Annotated in this window: 13 protein-coding genes; 8 read left to right on the top strand and 5 right to left on the bottom strand. The window is 69.4% G+C overall.

The window, feature by feature from the left end; genetic code table 11:
- Positions 1 to 344: 344 nt before the first annotated feature.
- From H149_RS0116825 to dapF, 3 genes are read right to left on the bottom strand one after another with little or no spacing between them, the layout of a single operon-like run.
- The gene (locus H149_RS0116825) at positions 345 to 1,289 is read right to left on the bottom strand and encodes a tyrosine recombinase XerC (RefSeq protein WP_020650941.1); all 945 of its coding nucleotides are present in this window, start codon (positions 1,287 to 1,289) and stop codon (positions 345 to 347) included.
- A complete protein-coding gene (locus H149_RS0116830; protein WP_020650942.1) occupies positions 1,286 to 1,987 on the bottom strand; it encodes a DUF484 family protein in 702 nt (233 codons plus the stop codon). The genes H149_RS0116825 and H149_RS0116830 overlap by 4 nt, the downstream gene beginning before the upstream one ends.
- The gene (gene dapF / locus H149_RS0116835) at positions 1,975 to 2,814 is read right to left on the bottom strand and encodes a diaminopimelate epimerase (protein ID WP_020650943.1); all 840 of its coding nucleotides are present in this window, start codon (positions 2,812 to 2,814) and stop codon (positions 1,975 to 1,977) included. Before dapF ends, H149_RS0116830 begins: the two co-directional genes overlap by 13 nt.
- Before the next feature lie 123 nt (positions 2,815 to 2,937).
- Between dapF and H149_RS0116840 the strand changes: the two genes are divergently transcribed.
- Positions 2,938 to 3,330, top strand: a complete 393-nt coding sequence (locus H149_RS0116840) for a VOC family protein (protein WP_020650944.1) — start codon at positions 2,938 to 2,940, stop codon at positions 3,328 to 3,330.
- A gap of 89 nt (positions 3,331 to 3,419) precedes the next feature.
- Positions 3,420 to 4,433 (top strand): ParM/StbA family protein, encoded by a 1,014-nt coding sequence (locus tag H149_RS0116845; protein ID WP_020650945.1) that lies wholly within the window; start codon positions 3,420 to 3,422, stop codon positions 4,431 to 4,433.
- 28 nt (positions 4,434 to 4,461) lie between these two features.
- Here H149_RS0116845 and H149_RS21475 read toward each other — a convergent pair whose 3' ends face one another.
- A complete protein-coding gene (locus H149_RS21475; RefSeq protein ID WP_020650946.1) occupies positions 4,462 to 5,874 on the bottom strand; it encodes a WS/DGAT/MGAT family O-acyltransferase in 1,413 nt (470 codons plus the stop codon).
- 204 nt (positions 5,875 to 6,078) lie between these two features.
- On the opposite strand from H149_RS21475, the gene H149_RS0116855 reads away from it, so the two are divergent.
- From H149_RS0116855 to H149_RS0116875, 5 genes are all read left to right on the top strand, one after another.
- Positions 6,079 to 7,533, top strand: a complete 1,455-nt coding sequence (locus H149_RS0116855) for an aldehyde dehydrogenase family protein (protein ID WP_020650947.1) — start codon at positions 6,079 to 6,081, stop codon at positions 7,531 to 7,533.
- Between the two features lie 391 nt (positions 7,534 to 7,924).
- Positions 7,925 to 10,360, top strand: a complete 2,436-nt coding sequence (locus H149_RS0116860) for a penicillin acylase family protein (RefSeq protein ID WP_020650948.1) — start codon at positions 7,925 to 7,927, stop codon at positions 10,358 to 10,360.
- 95 nt (positions 10,361 to 10,455) lie between these two features.
- Entirely contained in the window at positions 10,456 to 11,250 is a 795-nt protein-coding gene (locus tag H149_RS0116865) for an endonuclease/exonuclease/phosphatase family protein (RefSeq protein ID WP_020650949.1), read from the top strand.
- Positions 11,247 to 12,716, top strand: coding sequence for a phospholipase D-like domain-containing protein (locus tag H149_RS0116870; protein ID WP_020650950.1), 1,470 nt, complete (start codon positions 11,247 to 11,249; stop codon positions 12,714 to 12,716). Before H149_RS0116865 ends, H149_RS0116870 begins: the two co-directional genes overlap by 4 nt.
- An 82-nt stretch (positions 12,717 to 12,798) precedes the next feature.
- Positions 12,799 to 13,794 (top strand): bile acid:sodium symporter family protein, encoded by a 996-nt coding sequence (locus H149_RS0116875; RefSeq protein WP_020650951.1) that lies wholly within the window; start codon positions 12,799 to 12,801, stop codon positions 13,792 to 13,794.
- A 3-nt stretch (positions 13,795 to 13,797) separates the two neighbouring features.
- Here H149_RS0116875 and H149_RS0116880 read toward each other — a convergent pair whose 3' ends face one another.
- The gene (locus H149_RS0116880) at positions 13,798 to 14,802 is read right to left on the bottom strand and encodes a YhdH/YhfP family quinone oxidoreductase (RefSeq protein WP_026353257.1); all 1,005 of its coding nucleotides are present in this window, start codon (positions 14,800 to 14,802) and stop codon (positions 13,798 to 13,800) included.
- Positions 14,803 to 14,905: 103 nt separating this feature from the next.
- Here H149_RS0116880 and pdxH point away from each other — a divergent pair, with 103 nt between their 5' ends.
- Positions 14,906 to 15,526 carry a pyridoxamine 5'-phosphate oxidase gene (gene pdxH, locus H149_RS0116885; RefSeq protein ID WP_020650953.1) on the top strand — a complete coding sequence of 207 codons (621 nt, stop codon included), beginning with the start codon at positions 14,906 to 14,908 and terminating at the stop codon, positions 15,524 to 15,526.
- Positions 15,527 to 15,647: the final 121 nt, after the last annotated feature.

Here is a 15,647-nt window from a genome sequence, read left to right on the forward strand (position 1 = left end):
CCGTGGAGCCGGTGATCGGGCACCTGAAGGACGACTGCGGACTACGGCGGAACTGGCTCAAAGGATCGGAAGGGGATGTGCTGCATCCGGTGTTGTGTGCCGCCGGCTACAACCTGCGCTGGTTGATGCGGGCCATTGCCCGGTTGGGACTGAAGGCCCTTTTTGCACTCTGGCTTCTGGTCGGGATGCTTGAGCGGGTGGTCAGTGACGAGGGGGGCATGGCCGCCGGGTCGGCGGCTGGCGGCGGTGAATTGAATATTTCAGGACCGACTTATTATTCAGCGTCGTTTTTCACTAATATAGCCTTAAGGCCGAAAAATAACATTTATCGACCGCCGCGGCGCTCACGGATCACGCCGGCGCCGCGCGCGCGGGTGGGCGTCGTCGTAGACCGTCGCCAGATGTTTCCAGTCGAGATGGGTGTAGATCTGCGTCGTCGACAGATGCGCGTGCCCCAGCATCTCCTGCACGGCCCGCAAGTCGCCACTGTTTTCAAGCATGTGGGTCGCAAACGAATGCCGCAGGCGATGTGGATGCAGGTGCACACCCAGACCGTTGCGGCGCGCCCAGTCGCGCAAAGTTCGGGCAATCGCCGTACGCGACAGGCGGCCACCGCGGGACGAGACGAACAGGGCCGGCTCGCCGACGCCGGCCAGACCCGCCCGGCAGGCCAGCCAGGCGTCGAGCGCAGCCCGCGCCTTGCCGCCGAGCAGCACGATCCGCTGCTTGCTGCCCTTGCCGGTCACCGTCAGCTCCTGCTGGCGGGCGTCGAGCGCGCCGACATCGAGCCCATGCAGCTCGGCCAGGCGCATGCCGGTCGAGTAGAACAGCTCGATCAGCGCGCGCGCGCGGACTGCGTCCTCGTCGCCCGCCGTGTCGCGATCGAGCGTGGCCGACAGGGTTTCGGCGTCGATCACGGCCGGCAGCTTGCGTTGCAGCTTCGGCGCGCGCACCTGCGCGGCCGGATTCGCCGCCAGGCGCTGCTGGCGCACCAGGAAGCGGAACCAGCCACGCAGGCTGGACAGGTAGCGATGCAGGCTCGCCGGCTCGCGCCCGGCGCGGCGCTGCGCGCCGAGGAAATCGCGGACGCGATGCACGTCGATCTGCTCGAGCGCGGTGACGCGGGCCAGACCGCAGTAGTGGCCGAACCGGCGCAGATCGCGCTCGGCGGCCGCGACGGTATGCGGCGAGTAGCGCTTTTCGTCGCGCAGGTAGCCGAGGTAGTCGTCGACCAGCGGCGCGAAGAAGGCCGGCGCCTCGCTCTCCGCCGCCGGCGCCGCCGCCTTCACGTCCGCGCGCGCACCGCGGCGGCCACCAGATCGGCGGTCAGCTCGAGGAACAGCTTGCCCTGACGCGGCGCGAAGCGTTCCGCCTCGCGCGAGCCGAGCGCGACGAAGCCGAGGCTCTTCTCCTTCTCCAGCGGCACGATCGCCGCCGAGCGGATCTCGGCCGCCTTCGGGAACAGCAGCTGCGCCCGCTCGGCGTCGATCGGCCCGCATTCGATCAGGCGGGTCCGGAAGAAGTCGTCGAGCGAGCGCGCCAGACGGCCGTCCGGCTCGATCGGCACGATGCCTTCGATGTCGTGGCGCTTGTAATGCGCCGCACCGATGCCGATCAGCGTGGCGTCGATATCGAAGTCCTCGCGCATGCACTTGGCGAGCCCGGCGGCGACGCCGGCCAGCGTCGGCGCCCGGATCAGCGTGCGCGCGAGGCGGTGCACATTGTCCTGGCGGCGCTCGTTGTCGCGGGCAGCTTCGAGCAGGCGTTCGAGGCGATCCTCGAGACGCTGATTCTTGGCGCGCAACAACTCGACCTGCTTTTCGATCAGCGACACCGCGGAACCGCTGCGATGCTTGAGCTCAATGCTTTCGAGCAGATCCGGATGACGGGCCAGGAAGTCAGGGTGCGCCTTCAGATACGCGACGATCTCGCGCTCGTTGAGCTTCGGCACCGCCGCTTCCTTGGCTTGCGTATTCAATTCGGCCATTCGATCTCCCCCTCGAAGACGGTTTCCGCCGGCCCCGTCATCAGCACCGGCTCGCCTTCGCCTCCCCACTCGATGCTCAGCTGGCCGCCGCGTACCTGCACGTCGACACAGGCATCGAGCAGGCCCCACAGCCGTCCGACCGCCACCGCCGCGCAGGCGCCGCTGCCGCAAGCCAGCGTTTCGCCGGCGCCGCGCTCGTAGACGCGCAGGCGTACGTAGCTGCGGTCGACGATCTGCAAAAAGCCGACGTTGACGCTCTGCGGGAACGCCGGATGCCGCTGCAGGCGCATGCCGAGCTCGGCGACCGGCGCATGGTCGACGTCGGCGACCGTCAGCACCGCATGCGGATTGCCCATGCTCACCGCGCCGATCTCGACCGTCTCGCCCTTGTCGAGCGCCAGCGTGTAGCGCGCGGCGCGCGGCGCGGCCGCGAACGGAATGTCGCGCGGCTCGAAGCGCGGCACGCCCATGTCGACGCGGTACTGGTTGCCCTCGACGTGGCGCAGTTCGAGCACACTGGTCTGCGTGCGCACGCGGATTGCATCCTTGTGCGACAGGCCGCGCTCGCGCACGAAGCGGGCCAGCGCCCGCGAGCCGTTGCCGCACTGGCCGACCTCGCTGCCGTCGGCGTTGAAGATGCGATAGTTGAAATCGACGTCGGCGGTCGACGGCGGCTCGACGACCAGGACCTGATCGCAACCGACGCCGAAGCGGCGATCGGTGAGTCGCTGCAACAAGGCAGGTGTCGGCCGGAACGGCTCGCGGGTGGCATCGACGACGACGAAGTCGTTGCCGGCGCCTTCCATTTTGGTGAAGTGCAGCTTCATCCGTATATTGTATCGGCATCGGCCGCGCCGAGGCGGACCAGGGAGATCGATGGACCACACCGCACCGAACGGCCTGCCGCCGGGTCGCCGCCGCGCGCCGCGGCGCTGCGGGGAATCCGCGCCGTGAGGAACGTCTACGCGATCGTCACCACCCCCGAGATCCGCGCCTGCTGCGATTTCTACCGGCGCGCGCTCGACGCGCGCATCGTGTTCCGCGCCGACTGGTACGCACACATCAGCTTCCGCGGCTGGGAGCTGGGCTTTCTCAAGCCGCACCAGGACGCTCCGCTGCCGGTGTTCCAGCACACGACGACGACGCGCGGGCTGTGCATCGCGCTGGAGACCGAGAACGTGCAGGCCGACTACGAACAGCTGGTTTCGCGCGGTTTGGCGCCGCTCGGCCCGATGCGCGAGTTCGCCAATGGCGAGCGCTCGTTCGCCCTGATCGACCCGGCCGGCACCGTCCTCAACTTCGTCGAGCACCGCCCGCACGCCGCCGACGGCCCGAGCGCCTGAGCCGCGCGCCGCGGCGCTCCTTTGTCTTTTCAAAATGCGCGTGCTAGAAACGCGCGGATCAGTTCGCCACCGGGCATGGGGAGTCGTTCGTGAAGGTTCTCGGCGCAGACATCGGCTTCGGCTACACCAAGGCGACGGACGGCCGCCAGTTCCAGGTCTTCAAGTCGGTGGTCGGCGAAGCCGCCGAAGTGCAGTTCGGCGAAAGCCTGCTGCCGGGGGTGCCGCAGTATCCCCGCCACGTCATCATCGGCGGTCAAGGCTACTTCGTCGGCGAGCTCGCCGAGACCCAGTCACGCGGCCGCGGCTTCACACTCGACCAGAGCCAGTTCCTCGCCCAGTACGCCAAGATCCTGGCGCTGACGGCGCTCGCCCCGTTCGTCGACAGCGGCGATCCGGTGCGGCTCGTCACCGGCCTGCCGATCAGCTTCTTCCGCAAGCACCGCGACGCTCTGACGGCGCTGCTGCAGAGCCGCCACACGATCACCGTGGTCAAGCCGGGTGGCGCCGACCGCGAGGAGAAGATCGTCTACATCGAGCGCGTGCGCGTCGTGCCGCAGCCGTTCGGCTCGATGTTCGACCTGATGCTCAACGACATCGGCAAGCCGGCCAGCCAGCGTTTCGTCTCCGAGAAGATCGGCATCATCGACATCGGCTTTCGCACCGCGGACTACACGATCAGCGACAAGACGCGCTACTCGGAGCGCGGCTCGCAGAGCTCGGACGCCGGCATCTCCTCGGCCTACCAGGCGATCGCCAACGTGCTGCACGAGAAGAGCGGCGTCAGCGTCGAGCTGTACCGGCTCTACGACGGCGTCAGCAAGGGCACGATCAAGATCAAGGGCAAGAGCTACGATCTCACCGCGATCGTCAAGGCCGCATTCCAGCAGCTCGCGACGCGCATCGCCCAGGAAGTGAACCGCCTGTGGGCCGACGACTGGGACATCGACGCCATCGTCATCACCGGCGGCGGCGGCGCGACGCTGGCGCCGTACCTGCAGCCGCTGCTCGAAGGCGAGGTGCTGCCGATGTCGCCCGAGCAGGACGCGCGCCTCAACAACGTGCACGGCTACTGGAAGTACGGCATGCACCTCTGGGGCGGCTGAGCGCGGCGGCGGATCGATCCGCCCGCCGCTACGCCGTTTCCGCCGCGCGCGGCGCCTCCGCCGCGATGCCCACCGCCGCTTCGAGCGCGTCGAGCGCATCGCCGGCGTAGACCGACAGGCGCTGCATGCTCGGCAGCGTATCGCGGCAGCCGGTGAAGCCGACGTTGAACTGGCCGGCATAGCTGACCGCGGTGATGTTCAGCGCCTGCCCGTGCGCCAGCAGCGAAACCGGGTACATCTGCTCCATGCGCGCGCCGTTGAAGTACAGCGGCCGGTCGGGGCCCGGCACGTTCGACACCGTCAGGTTGAACATCGGCCGCGTATGGCCGCCGAGCCCGGACAACAGCTGCGCCATGAACGGCGCCATGAACAGCGCCGTGTAATTGTCGATATCAGCCTTGTGCAGCTGCTGCAGGTGCTCCTTGGCGCGCTGCGCGGACTCGTGGATCGCGCGCACGCGCGCCAGCGGATCGGCGATGTGCGTGTTGAGGTTGGCGATGATGAAGCTGATCGCGTTGCCGGCGCCCTGGTCGTCGGCCGGCCGCACCGAGACCGGCACGCCGGCGGTCAGCGGCTTGTCCGGCAGCGCGCCGATCTCGCCGAGATAGCGCCGCATCGAAGCGGCGCAGACCTCGAGGAACACGTCGTTGACGGTGACGCCGGCGGCCTTGGCGATGCGGCGCACGCGCTCCAGCGAATAGTGCTGCGTGGCGAAGCGGCGCTGCCCGGAGATCTTGCCGTTGAAGGCCGAGCGCGGCCCGCTGAACGGCAGCGCCCAGTCCTTGTCCTCGTGCCGGACCGCCTCGCGCAGCAGCTCGCCGAACGCGCGCGTCACGCCGGGCACAGTGCGCAGCTGCGTGCGCACGCCGTCGAGCACGGCCTGCAGCGGCGTCTCGGCCGCCGGCCGCGACCCGCCGCGGCTGCCGGCGCCGACCGACCAGGGCGGACGCAGATCGCGCGCATCCGGATCGGGCGAGAGCATGCGCGCCAGCATGCGCATGCCGCCGATGCCGTCGACCAGCGAGTGATGCATCTTCATGTACAGCGCGAAGCGGCGGTTCTCGAGCCCCTCGATCAGATGGCACTCCCACAGCGGGCGGCCGAAATCCATCGGGTTGGAATGCAGGCGCGAGATCAGCACGCCGAGCTCGCGCTCGCCGCCGGGCTGCGGCAGCGCCGAATGGCGGAAGTGATATTCGAGATCGATCTGCCGGTCCTCTTCCCAGGCCGGCAGCAGAAAGCGCAGGCCCGGCGCGACCAGGCGCAGGTTGAACGGGTAGGCGAATTCGCGCGCCGCGCGGAAGTGCTCGACCTGCTTCTTGAGGAACTGCGGACCGGCCTTGGCCGGCAGCGAGAAGATCGCCAGGCAGCCGACCTGCATCGGCGTCGCGCGCGTATCGACGTACAGCCACGCGGCATCGAGCGGCTTCAAGGGCTTCATCGGACTCCTCCGTTTTCTCGTTATGCGCGCAGTGTAGGCGGGCGGCGACGGCGCGCCCAGCGTCGCGGCGAAAACGCGGCTGGCGGCAAGGCCAATGGCGCTCGCGGTCATGCCGCCGCGAACCTGAACGCCTATACTTGAATGATAAACGGGCGTTCAATTCGCCCGGCCAACTTTTTACATCGGGATCTCTGGAGTGCAGTCATGAACACGGTCGTTTCCTACCTGCCCAACGCCGCCGGCGCCGCCGCCGATCCGGGCAGCGCCATCCGCCACGCCTTCGACGCCCAGTGGTCGACCGCGCTGCGCCTGCGCAGCTCGACGGCCAAGGAACGCATCGCCAAGATCCAGCGCCTGCTCGACGCCGTGCTCGCGCACCGCGAGGCGTTCTACGCGGCCGGCTACAAGGACTTCAAGAAGCCGCCCGCGGAGATCGATCTCACGGAAGTGCTGCCGGTCGTCGCCGAGGCCAAGCACACCATGCGCGCGCTCAAGGGCTGGATGAAACCGATGCGCGTGTGGCCGTCGCGGATGACGATGGGCACCAAGAGCTGGATCCAGTACGAACCGAAGGGTCGCTGCCTGATCGTCTCGCCGTGGAACTACCCGGTGAACCTGACGTTCGGCCCGCTGGTGTCGGCGATCGCCGCCGGCAACACGGCGATCCTCAAGCCCTCGGAAATGACCCCGAACCTGTCGGGCCTGATGGCGAAGATCGTCCGCGAAATCTTCCCGGCCGAGGAAGTGGCCGTCTTCGAGGGCGACGCCGCGGTGTCGACGGCGCTGCTCGCGCTGCCGTTCGATCACATCTTCTTCACCGGCTCGCCGGCGATCGGCAAGGTGGTGATGGCCGCCGCCGCCAAGCACCTGACCTCGGTCACGCTGGAACTCGGCGGCAAATCGCCGACCATCGTCGACGAGTCGGCCGACCTCAAGTCGGCGGCCCGCACCATCATGTGGGGCAAGTACACCAACAATGGCCAGACCTGCATCGCGCCCGACCACATCTACGTGCACGAAACGGTCAAGGACAAGTTCGTCGCCGAGTGCGTCGCCGTGCTCAAGGCCAGCTACGGCGACACCGCCAGCGCGCAGATGCAGAGCGGCAGCCTCGCGCGCGTCGTCAACCAGCGCCACACGCAGCGCATCGCCGGTCTGCTCAACGACGCCCGCGAGCGCGGCGCGCGCGTGCTGTTCGGCGGCGAGGTCAACGAGGGCGAGTGCTTCGTGCAGCCGACCCTGATCGACAGCATCCCGGCCGACGCCAAGATCCAGAGCGAGGAAATCTTCGGACCGCTGCTGCCGGTGATCGGCTACCGCGATCTCGACGAAGTGATCGCCGAGGTCAATGCCCAGCCCAAGCCGCTGGCGCTCTACATCTGGAGCAAGCGCGAGGCGAACATCGAGCGCGTGCTCAAGAACACGACGGCAGGCGGCACCTGCATCAACCATGTCGTCATGCAGTACGCGCAGGGCAACCTGCCGTTCGGCGGCGTCAACAACTCCGGCATCGGCTCGGCGCACGGCATCTTCGGTTTCAAGGCCTTCTCGCACGAGCGAGCCGTGGTGCGCACGCGCTTCAATCTGGCGACGATGCTGTATCCGCCGTACGGCGAGAAGACCCGCAAGCTGCTGAACCTGATGATCAAGACGCAGTAAGCGGCGGCACGCCCGGGCACCGCCCGAAAGGCCGGCCACGCGCCGGCCTTTTTGTTGAGCTGTCGGTCGGCGCCGGCGCCCCGGCGCGGCAGGCGCGCAAAAGAAGACCCGACCCACGACGGCGTCGCGCCAACCCGGGCCAGACCCGGACGCCGAGCGCGAGCAGACCGCCGCCCCAGGCGCACCCGCGAGCACGTCGCGCCGCTGCGCGCCGGCGGCCGCGGCATCGTTGTCGCGCAGGGTCATCGGATCAGCGGACAAGAATGTCCCGACCCTGCGGGCGGCGCCGGCCACGCCCGGTGGTCCAGGCGTCTCAGCCCGCTTGACCGCTCGTCGCCGGCGCCCCGGCGCTATAGTCGGCCCATAAGACGGATAACGATGGAGGGGAAACATGATCGAGAAATGGACGATCCGGCGTTCGTTCGCCTGCCTGCCGCTGTGCGCGGCGCTCCTGCTCGGCGCTTGTGGCGGTGGCGGTGGCGGCGGTGACGGCGGCGGTGACGGCACCGCAAAAGCCTACGACGCGACGATCACGCGCACCTCGATGGGCATTCCGCACATCCGCGCCAAGGATTTCGCCGGCCTCGGCTACGGCTATGGCTACGCGTTCGCCGAGGACAACCTCTGCGTGCTGCTCGACGATCTGGTGACGATCCGCGGCGAGCGCTCGCGCTACTTCGGCCCGGACGGCAGCTACTCGATCCCGGCCGTGCCGGTCACCGCCAACAACGTCGACAGCGACTTCTTCTGGAAGCTGATGGCGACCGATGCGGTCGTCGCCAATCTGCGCAACACGGCGCGCGCCGAGATTCGCGACATGACGCGCGGCTACGTCGCCGGCTTCAACCGCTACATCGGCGAACTGAAGGCCGGCCGACACCCGGGCCGGCACCAGGCCTGCGCCACCGCCGGCTATCTGGCGCCGATCAGCGAGGACGATCTCTACCGGCGCTACTTCCGCCTGTCGATCATCGCCTCCTCGTCGGTCTTCACCAACGAGATCGCGCAAGCCACGCCGCCACTGCTGTCGGCCGGCGCGAGCGCCGCGGCGGCCCCGGATCCGCAGCAGCTGAAGACCCTGCTCGAACGCGAGCCGAACGCCCTGAAGGCGTTCACGCACGACAAGGCCTTCGGCAGCAACATGTACGGCCTCGGCCCGCAGGCGACGCAGGACGGTCAGAGCCTGCTGTTCGGCAACCCGCACTTCCCGTGGAGCGGCACCGAGCGCCTGTATCTGGTGCATCTGACCATCCCCGGCCAGTTCGACATCATGGGCTCCTCGCTGTACGGCGTGCCGGCCGTGCTGATCGGCTTCAACGACCATCTCGCCTGGAGCCATACGGTCTCCACCGCCTACCGCTTCACGCTCTACCAGCTGCCGGTCAATCCGCTGAACCCCAAGCAGTACTTCTATGAGGGCCAGCTGGTCGACATGACGCCGGTGCCACTGACGATCGACGTCAGACAGGCCGACGGCAGCACCGCGCCGCAGAGCCGCACGCTGTACCGCACGCAGTACGGCCCGGTGCTGGAGATGAAGGTCGCCGGCATTCCGGTGCTCGGCTGGGACAACACGCGCGTCTACACGCTGCGCGACGCCAATGCCGAGAACGACCGCCTGATGAACCAGTTCTTCGCCTGGAACACGGCGGCCAGCCTCGACGAGTTCAAGGCCAAGCACGCCGAGGTGCTCGGCGTGCCGTGGGTCAACACGGTCGCCACCGGCCCCGGCCAGGCCGCCTACTACGGCGATCTCAGTGTCGTGCCGAACGTGCCGGACAGCCTCGTCGCCAGCTGCAAGGCGCCACTGCTGTCGCCGGTCATCGACAGCGTCGCGCCGGGTCTGCCGCTGCTGCAGGGCAACCGCGCCGACTGCCAGTGGCTCAACGACGACGATGCACCGGCGCCGGGCATCTTCGGCGCCCAGCATCTGCCGAAGCTCGAACGCCAGGACTGGGTCGCCAACATGAACGACAGCTACTGGCTCACCAACCCGGCCGCGCCGCTGACCGGCTACGCACGCATCATCGGCGACGAGGACAGCACGCGCTCGCTGCGCACGCGGCTCGGCATCCGGCAGATCCAGCGCCGTCTCGACGGCAGCGACGGCCGTGGCGCGCCCAAATTCACGATGCAGAACCTGCAGGACGTGGTGCTGTCGGCGGATCTCTACAGCGCCGAACTGGCGCTCGAGGATGTCAAGCGCGATCTGTGCCCGCGCGCCGGCATCTACGACACCAGCCGCGCCTGCGCGGCGCTGGCGCAATGGAACGGCAGGGCCAGCCCCGACGCGATCGGCGCGCCGCTGTGGATCGAGTTCTGGGGTCGCGTCGCCGGCAGCAGCGGCATCTGGAAGAACGCCTATTCGTCGGCCGATCCGGTCGGCACGCCGAACGGCCTCGACACCGCGAAGAGCGCCGTGCGCAAGGCCCTGCACGACGCGCAGAGCGCGGTGCAGGACGCCGGGCTCGACTTCAACGGCCGCTTCGATACCCAGCAGTTCTCGGCGGTGCACGCCGCCCCGCTGCGCATCCCGGTGTTCGGCGCCAGCGGCAGCGTCGGCGCGTTCACCGTCGCCGACCACGATGCGCTGACCGCCGCCGGCTATCCGGTCAATTTCGGCAACAGCTACATCCAGACCGTGACCTGGACCGCGCAGGGCGTGCACGCCGAAGGCTTCGTCACCTACTCCGAATCGAGCGATCCGGGCAATCCGCACTACGCCGACTTCACGCAGCGCTACGCGCAGAAGCAGTGGCTGCACCTGCCGTTCAGCGAGGCCGAGATCGCCGCCGACCGGCAGTCCGTGCAGCAGATCAGCGAATGATCGCGACGGCGCCGGGGCGCACGTCCCGGCGCCCGCGGCGGCAGCGCTTGGATTCGTCCCGCGCAGCCGCATAATGGTGGCGGAGACCCGCGCCCATGACGATTCCCGAACCGGCGGTCCGCGACCAAGGCCCGACCGCGACCGCCGCCGACCGCCTGCGCGTGCTGACGCTGAACATCCAGGTCGGCATGCAGACGGCGCACTACGGCCATTACGTGACCGGCGCCTGGCGCCACGTGCTGCCGTCGCGCGGCGTCCGCAACAACCTCGACCGCATCGCCGAGCTGGCCTCGCAATTCGACCTCGTCGCGTTGCAGGAGGCCGACGCCGGCAGCCTGCGCACCGCGCAGCTCAATCAGGTCGAATACCTCGCCGCCAAGGCCGGCCTGCAGCACTGGCAGCTCGCGGTCAACCGCAACCTGCGGCCGTTCGCGCAGCACTGCCTGGGCTTCCTGTCGCGCCACCCGCTGCTCGACATCGAGCATCACCCGCTGCCCGGTCGCGTGCCGGGCCGCGGCGCGCTCGCCGCGACGCTGGCGCAGCCCGGCTATGACCCGCTGCGCGTGGTGGTCGCGCATCTGGCGCTGAGCCGCACTTCGCGGCAGGTCCAGCTCGACTACCTCGCCCGGCTCGTGCCGCAGAAGCGCGAGCTGCTGCTGCTCGGCGACCTCAACTGCGAGACCGACGAGCTGCTGCAGCACTCGCCGCTGCGCGACATCGGCCTGCAGCCGGTCAGCGGCGCCGCGACCTTCCCGAGCTGGAAACCGCAGCGCCGCCTCGATCACGTACTGGCGACGCCGGGTCTGCGCGTCGCCCACAGCCACGTGGTGCCGACGCCGCTGTCGGACCATCTCGCCGTCGCCGTCGAACTGCACCTGCCGCCGGCATGAGGGCGCAGCTCGCGACGCTGCAGGACTTCGTCGTGAGCGTCGACTGGGCGGCGGTGCTGCTGCCGCTGTGGCTCGCGATCGCGGTCGGCACCGCCGGCCACGCCCTGCTGACCCGGCGTGACGCGCGCGCGGCCTGGGGCTGGATCGCCGTCTGCTGGCTGTTCCCCTTCGCCGGGCCGCTGCTCTACTTCTTCTTCGGCATCAACCGCATCCGCACGCACGCGCGGCGCTTCAGCATCGACCGCAGCGGCCGCATGATCGGCTCGGCGCACGCCAGCGACGCGCGGCGCGCGGTCGCCGCGACCGGCGTCGTACCCGGCTGGCTCGACGAAGTCGCGCGCACCGCCGACGTGCTGACGCGGCGACCGCTGCTCGGCGGCAACCGCATCGAGCCGCTGCACGACGGCGAGCAGGCGTTCCCGCGCATGCTCGCGGCGATCGAGGCGGCGCGCGAGACGGTCTGGCTGGCCAGCTACATCTTCGACAACGACGCCGTCGGCCGCTCGTTCGTCGCCGCGCTGGCGGCGGCCCGGCGCCGCGGCGTGCAGGTGCGCGTGCTGATCGACGACGTCGGCGAGCGCTATTCGCTGCGCCGCATCGGCACGCCGCTGCGCGCTGCCGGCCTCGACGTCGCGCGCTTCAATCCGCTGCGCCTGCTGCCGCCGTCGCTGCACCTGAACCTGCGCAATCACCGCAAGCTGCTGCTCGTCGATCACGAAACCGGCTTCACCGGCGGCATGAACCTCAGCGCCCGGCACCTGACCGCCGATACCGGCAAGCGCCACCGCGTCGCCGACCTGCATTTCGCGCTGCACGGCCCGATCGTGCAGCAGATGAGCGAGGTGTTCGCCGAGGACTGGGCGTTCGCCACGCGCGAGCGCCTGGCGCTGCCGCCGGCGCCGCCATGCGTGGCCGGCGGCGCCGTCGCGCGCGTCATCACCGACGGTCCCAACGAGGATCTCGATCAGCTCAACTTCGTGCTGCAGGCCGCGCTCGCCGCAGCGCGGCGCGAGGTGCTGATCATGACGCCGTATTTCCTGCCCTCGGCCGAGCTGATCGCGGCCCTGCAGGGCGCGGCGCTGCGCGGCGTGCGCACCGTCGTGCTGCTGCCGGCGCGCAACAACCTGCCGTATGTCGACTGGGCGATGCGTCACCAGCTCGGCCCGCTGCTCGAACGCGGCGTGCGCGTGCGCTTCCAGCCCGGACCGTTCTGCCACAGCAAGCTGCTGGTGGTCGACCACGCCTACACGCTGATCGGCAGTGCCAACTGGGACCCACGCAGCCTGCTGCTGAACTTCGAGCTCAACGTCGAACTCTACGATCCGGCGCTGGCGCGGCAGATGGCGGCGCACTTCCTCGAACGCTGGCAGCTCGGCGAGGAACTGCTGCTGCGCGACGCGCAGCACCCGCCGTTCGCGCAGCGCGTGCGCAACGCCTTGTGCTGGCTGTTTTCGCCCTATCTATAGAAGTGCCGGACGGGGACGGCCGCGCACGGACGCCGACTACAATACGCGCCGCCTTCCGACCGCGACCGCCCGCCGCTCCCGCATGCGCATCCCCTTCCTCGACGGTTTCCTCGCCTCGATGCTGATCGCGATCGCGATCGCGCTGCTGGCACCGCAGCTCGGCGCCAGCGGCGGCGTGCTGCATCTGGAGCAGGTGACGATGGTCGGCGTGGCGATCGTCTTCCTGCTCAGCGGCGCCGGCCTGTCGCCGGCCAAGCTCAAGGCCGGCGCCGCCAACTGGCGCCTGCACCTGTTCGTGCAGCTGTTCACTTTCGCCGTGTTCCCGCTGCTCGGGCTCGCCGTGGTCGGCCTCGCCGGCCGCTGGCTGCCGCAGGAACTGGCGCTCGGCTTCTTCTACCTCTGCGCGCTGCCGTCGACGGTGTCCTCGTCGATCGCGATGACGGCGCTGGCGCGCGGCAACATCGCCGCCGCGGTCTTCAACGCCACGCTGTCGAGCCTGATCGGCATGGTGCTGACGCCGCTCTACATCAGCCTGTGGCTGCAGGCCGCGAGCCACGGCGTGCCACTCGCCGACCAGCTGATCAAGATCGGCGAGCAGCTGCTGCTGCCGTTCGTCGTCGGCCAGATCCTGCGGCCGCTGATCGGCGACTGGGTCGCCGCGCACAAGCACGTGACCGGCAAGGTCGACCGCGGCGTGATCGTGCTGATCGTCTTCAACTCGTTCTGCGACGCCACCGCGGCCGGCGTGTGGACGCGCTACGGCGTCGCGCCGCTGCTGGCGACCGCGCTGCTGACCGGCGGTCTGCTGGGCTTCGTGCTGTGGCTGACGCATCTGGTCGCCACGCGCTTCCGCTTCACGGTCGAGGACGAGATCACGGCGGTGTTCTGCGGCTCCAAGAAGAGCCTCGCCACCGGCGCGCCGATGGCGGCGCTGATCTTCGGCGCCTCGTCCGGCGGCGCGCTCGGCCTGATCATGCTGCCGATCATGGTCTACCACCAGCTGCAGCTCATCGTCTGCTCGGTGATCGCGCGCCGCTACGCGCAGCGGCCGGAAACGGCCGCCGCGCCGGACATCTGAGCGCTACTCGGCGCCGGAGACGCGCACCAGCGTGCGGCCGGTGACGGTGCCGGCGATCAGGTCCTCGCAGGCCGCCGGCAGCTCCTGCAGCGTGATCTCGCGCGTCACCAGACGCTCGAGCACGCGCGGCTTCCATTCGCCCGAGAGCTTGGCCCAGATGTCCTCGCGCCAGGCGCGCGGGCACTCGACGGAGTGGATGCCGAGCAGGGAGACGCCGCGCAGGATGAACGGCATCACCGTGGTGTGCAGCTCGTGCGATTGCGCGAGGCCGATGCTGGCGATGTTGCCCCAGGGCTTCACGGTGCGCGTCAGCATCGCCAGCGTCTCGCCGCCGAGGTTGTCGACGGCACCACCCCAGCGCGCCGATTCGAGCGGCTTGTTGCCGACGTCCAGCGACTGGCGTGCGATCACCTCGTCGGCGCCGAGCGCGTGGAGATAGTCGTCGGCCTTGCCGGCCTTGCCGGTAATCGCGTGCACGGTGAAGCCGGCGCGCTTGAACAGGTCGACGGCGATCGAGCCGACGCCGCCGGTCGGACCGGTAATGGCGATCGGCCCCATCGCCGGCGCCTGATGGTTCTCCAGCATGCGGCGCAGCGCGAAGGCGGCGGTGAAGCCGGCGGTGCCGATCGCCATCGTCTCGCGCAGGGTCAGGCCGTCCGGCTTGCGGATGATCGAATCGGCGGCGACGCGCGCGAACTCGGCATAGCCGCCGTCGAACACCTCGCCGATGTTGCAGCCGGTGACCAGCACCGCGTCGCCCGGCCGGTAGCGCGCGTCGGTGCTCGCTTCGACGTGGCCGGCCAGGTCGATGCCCGGCACCTTCGGATAGGACTTGAGGATGCGGCCCTTGCCGGTGACGGCGAGCGCGTCCTTGTAGTTGATGCCGGTCCAGGCGACGCGCACCACGACCTCGCCCGCCGACAGCGCGTCAATGCCGATCCGCTCGAAGCGCGCCTCGGTACGGTTCTTCTCGGGGGCATGCACGCGCAGCGCGGTGAACTCGCTCATCATCGTCTCCTCGGACGTTTCATTGATCTGCGCCATTTTCCGCGGGCGCCGAAAGCGGGACAATGCCGCGCATTCTGCCAGAGCGCCCGCCACGGTCCCCGCCATGCCGCAATACACGCAAAACCCGCCGCTCGACATCGCCCATCTCGACGTCGATCCGCTCACGCAGCTGCAGCGCTGGCTCGACGACGCCGCCGCCGCGCCGATGATCGAACCGACGGCGATGACGCTGGCGACGGTCGACGCGCACGGCCGGCCGTCGGCGCGCGTGGTGCTGTTCAAGGGCTTCCACGACGACGGCCTGACCTTCTACAGCAACTACGAAAGCCGCAAGGGTCGCGAGCTCGCCGCCAATCCGAACGTCGCGCTGGTGTTCTGGTGGGACCGACTCGAACGCTCGGTGCGCGTCGAAGGCCGCGTCAGCCGGCTGTCGCGCGCGATGTCCGAGCGCTACTTCCACCTGCGCCCGCGCGCCTCGCAGATCGGCGCCGTGACCTCGCGGCAGAGCGCCGTGGTGCGCTCGCGCGAGGAGCTCGATCGCCGCTTCGACGCCAAGGCCGCCGAACTCGGCGAGCAGGAAGTACCGCTGCCGGACTTCTGGGGCGGCTACCACGTGGCGCCGGAAGCGATCGAGTTCTGGCAGGGCCGCCACGGCCGTCTGCACGATCGCCTGCGCTACCGCCGCGAAGGCGACGGCTGGATCGTCGAACGCCTGGAACCCTGAACGCGCAGCCCTGCGCACGGCCGCCAGCGTGCGGCCGGGAACCGCGGCGAGTCATCTCCGGCTGCCCGCACCCCGTCGCGACACGATGCATCGCAGCTGGCTCCCGCCGCCGGAACCCGGC

This window comes from Solimonas variicoloris DSM 15731, assembly GCF_000382285.1.
Classification (GTDB): Bacteria; Pseudomonadota; Gammaproteobacteria; order Nevskiales; family Nevskiaceae; genus Solimonas; species Solimonas variicoloris.

Coding starts and splice junctions, on each gene's coding strand:
- H149_RS0116830 (WP_020650942.1), bottom strand. CDS start 1,987: ATGGCCGAATTGAATACGCAAGCCAAGGAAGCGGCGGTGCCGAAGCTC.
- H149_RS21475 (WP_020650946.1), bottom strand. CDS start 5,874: ATGAAGCCCTTGAAGCCGCTCGATGCCGCGTGGCTGTACGTCGATACG.
- H149_RS0116865 (WP_020650949.1), top strand. CDS start 10,456: ATGACGATTCCCGAACCGGCGGTCCGCGACCAAGGCCCGACCGCGACC.
- H149_RS0116880 (WP_026353257.1), bottom strand. CDS start 14,802: ATGAGCGAGTTCACCGCGCTGCGCGTGCATGCCCCCGAGAAGAACCGT.
- H149_RS0116860 (WP_020650948.1), top strand. CDS start 7,925: ATGATCGAGAAATGGACGATCCGGCGTTCGTTCGCCTGCCTGCCGCTG.
- H149_RS0116875 (WP_020650951.1), top strand. CDS start 12,799: ATGCGCATCCCCTTCCTCGACGGTTTCCTCGCCTCGATGCTGATCGCG.
- H149_RS0116870 (WP_020650950.1), top strand. CDS start 11,247: ATGAGGGCGCAGCTCGCGACGCTGCAGGACTTCGTCGTGAGCGTCGAC.
- pdxH (WP_020650953.1), top strand. CDS start 14,906: ATGCCGCAATACACGCAAAACCCGCCGCTCGACATCGCCCATCTCGAC.
- dapF (WP_020650943.1), bottom strand. CDS start 2,814: ATGAAGCTGCACTTCACCAAAATGGAAGGCGCCGGCAACGACTTCGTC.
- H149_RS0116855 (WP_020650947.1), top strand. CDS start 6,079: ATGAACACGGTCGTTTCCTACCTGCCCAACGCCGCCGGCGCCGCCGCC.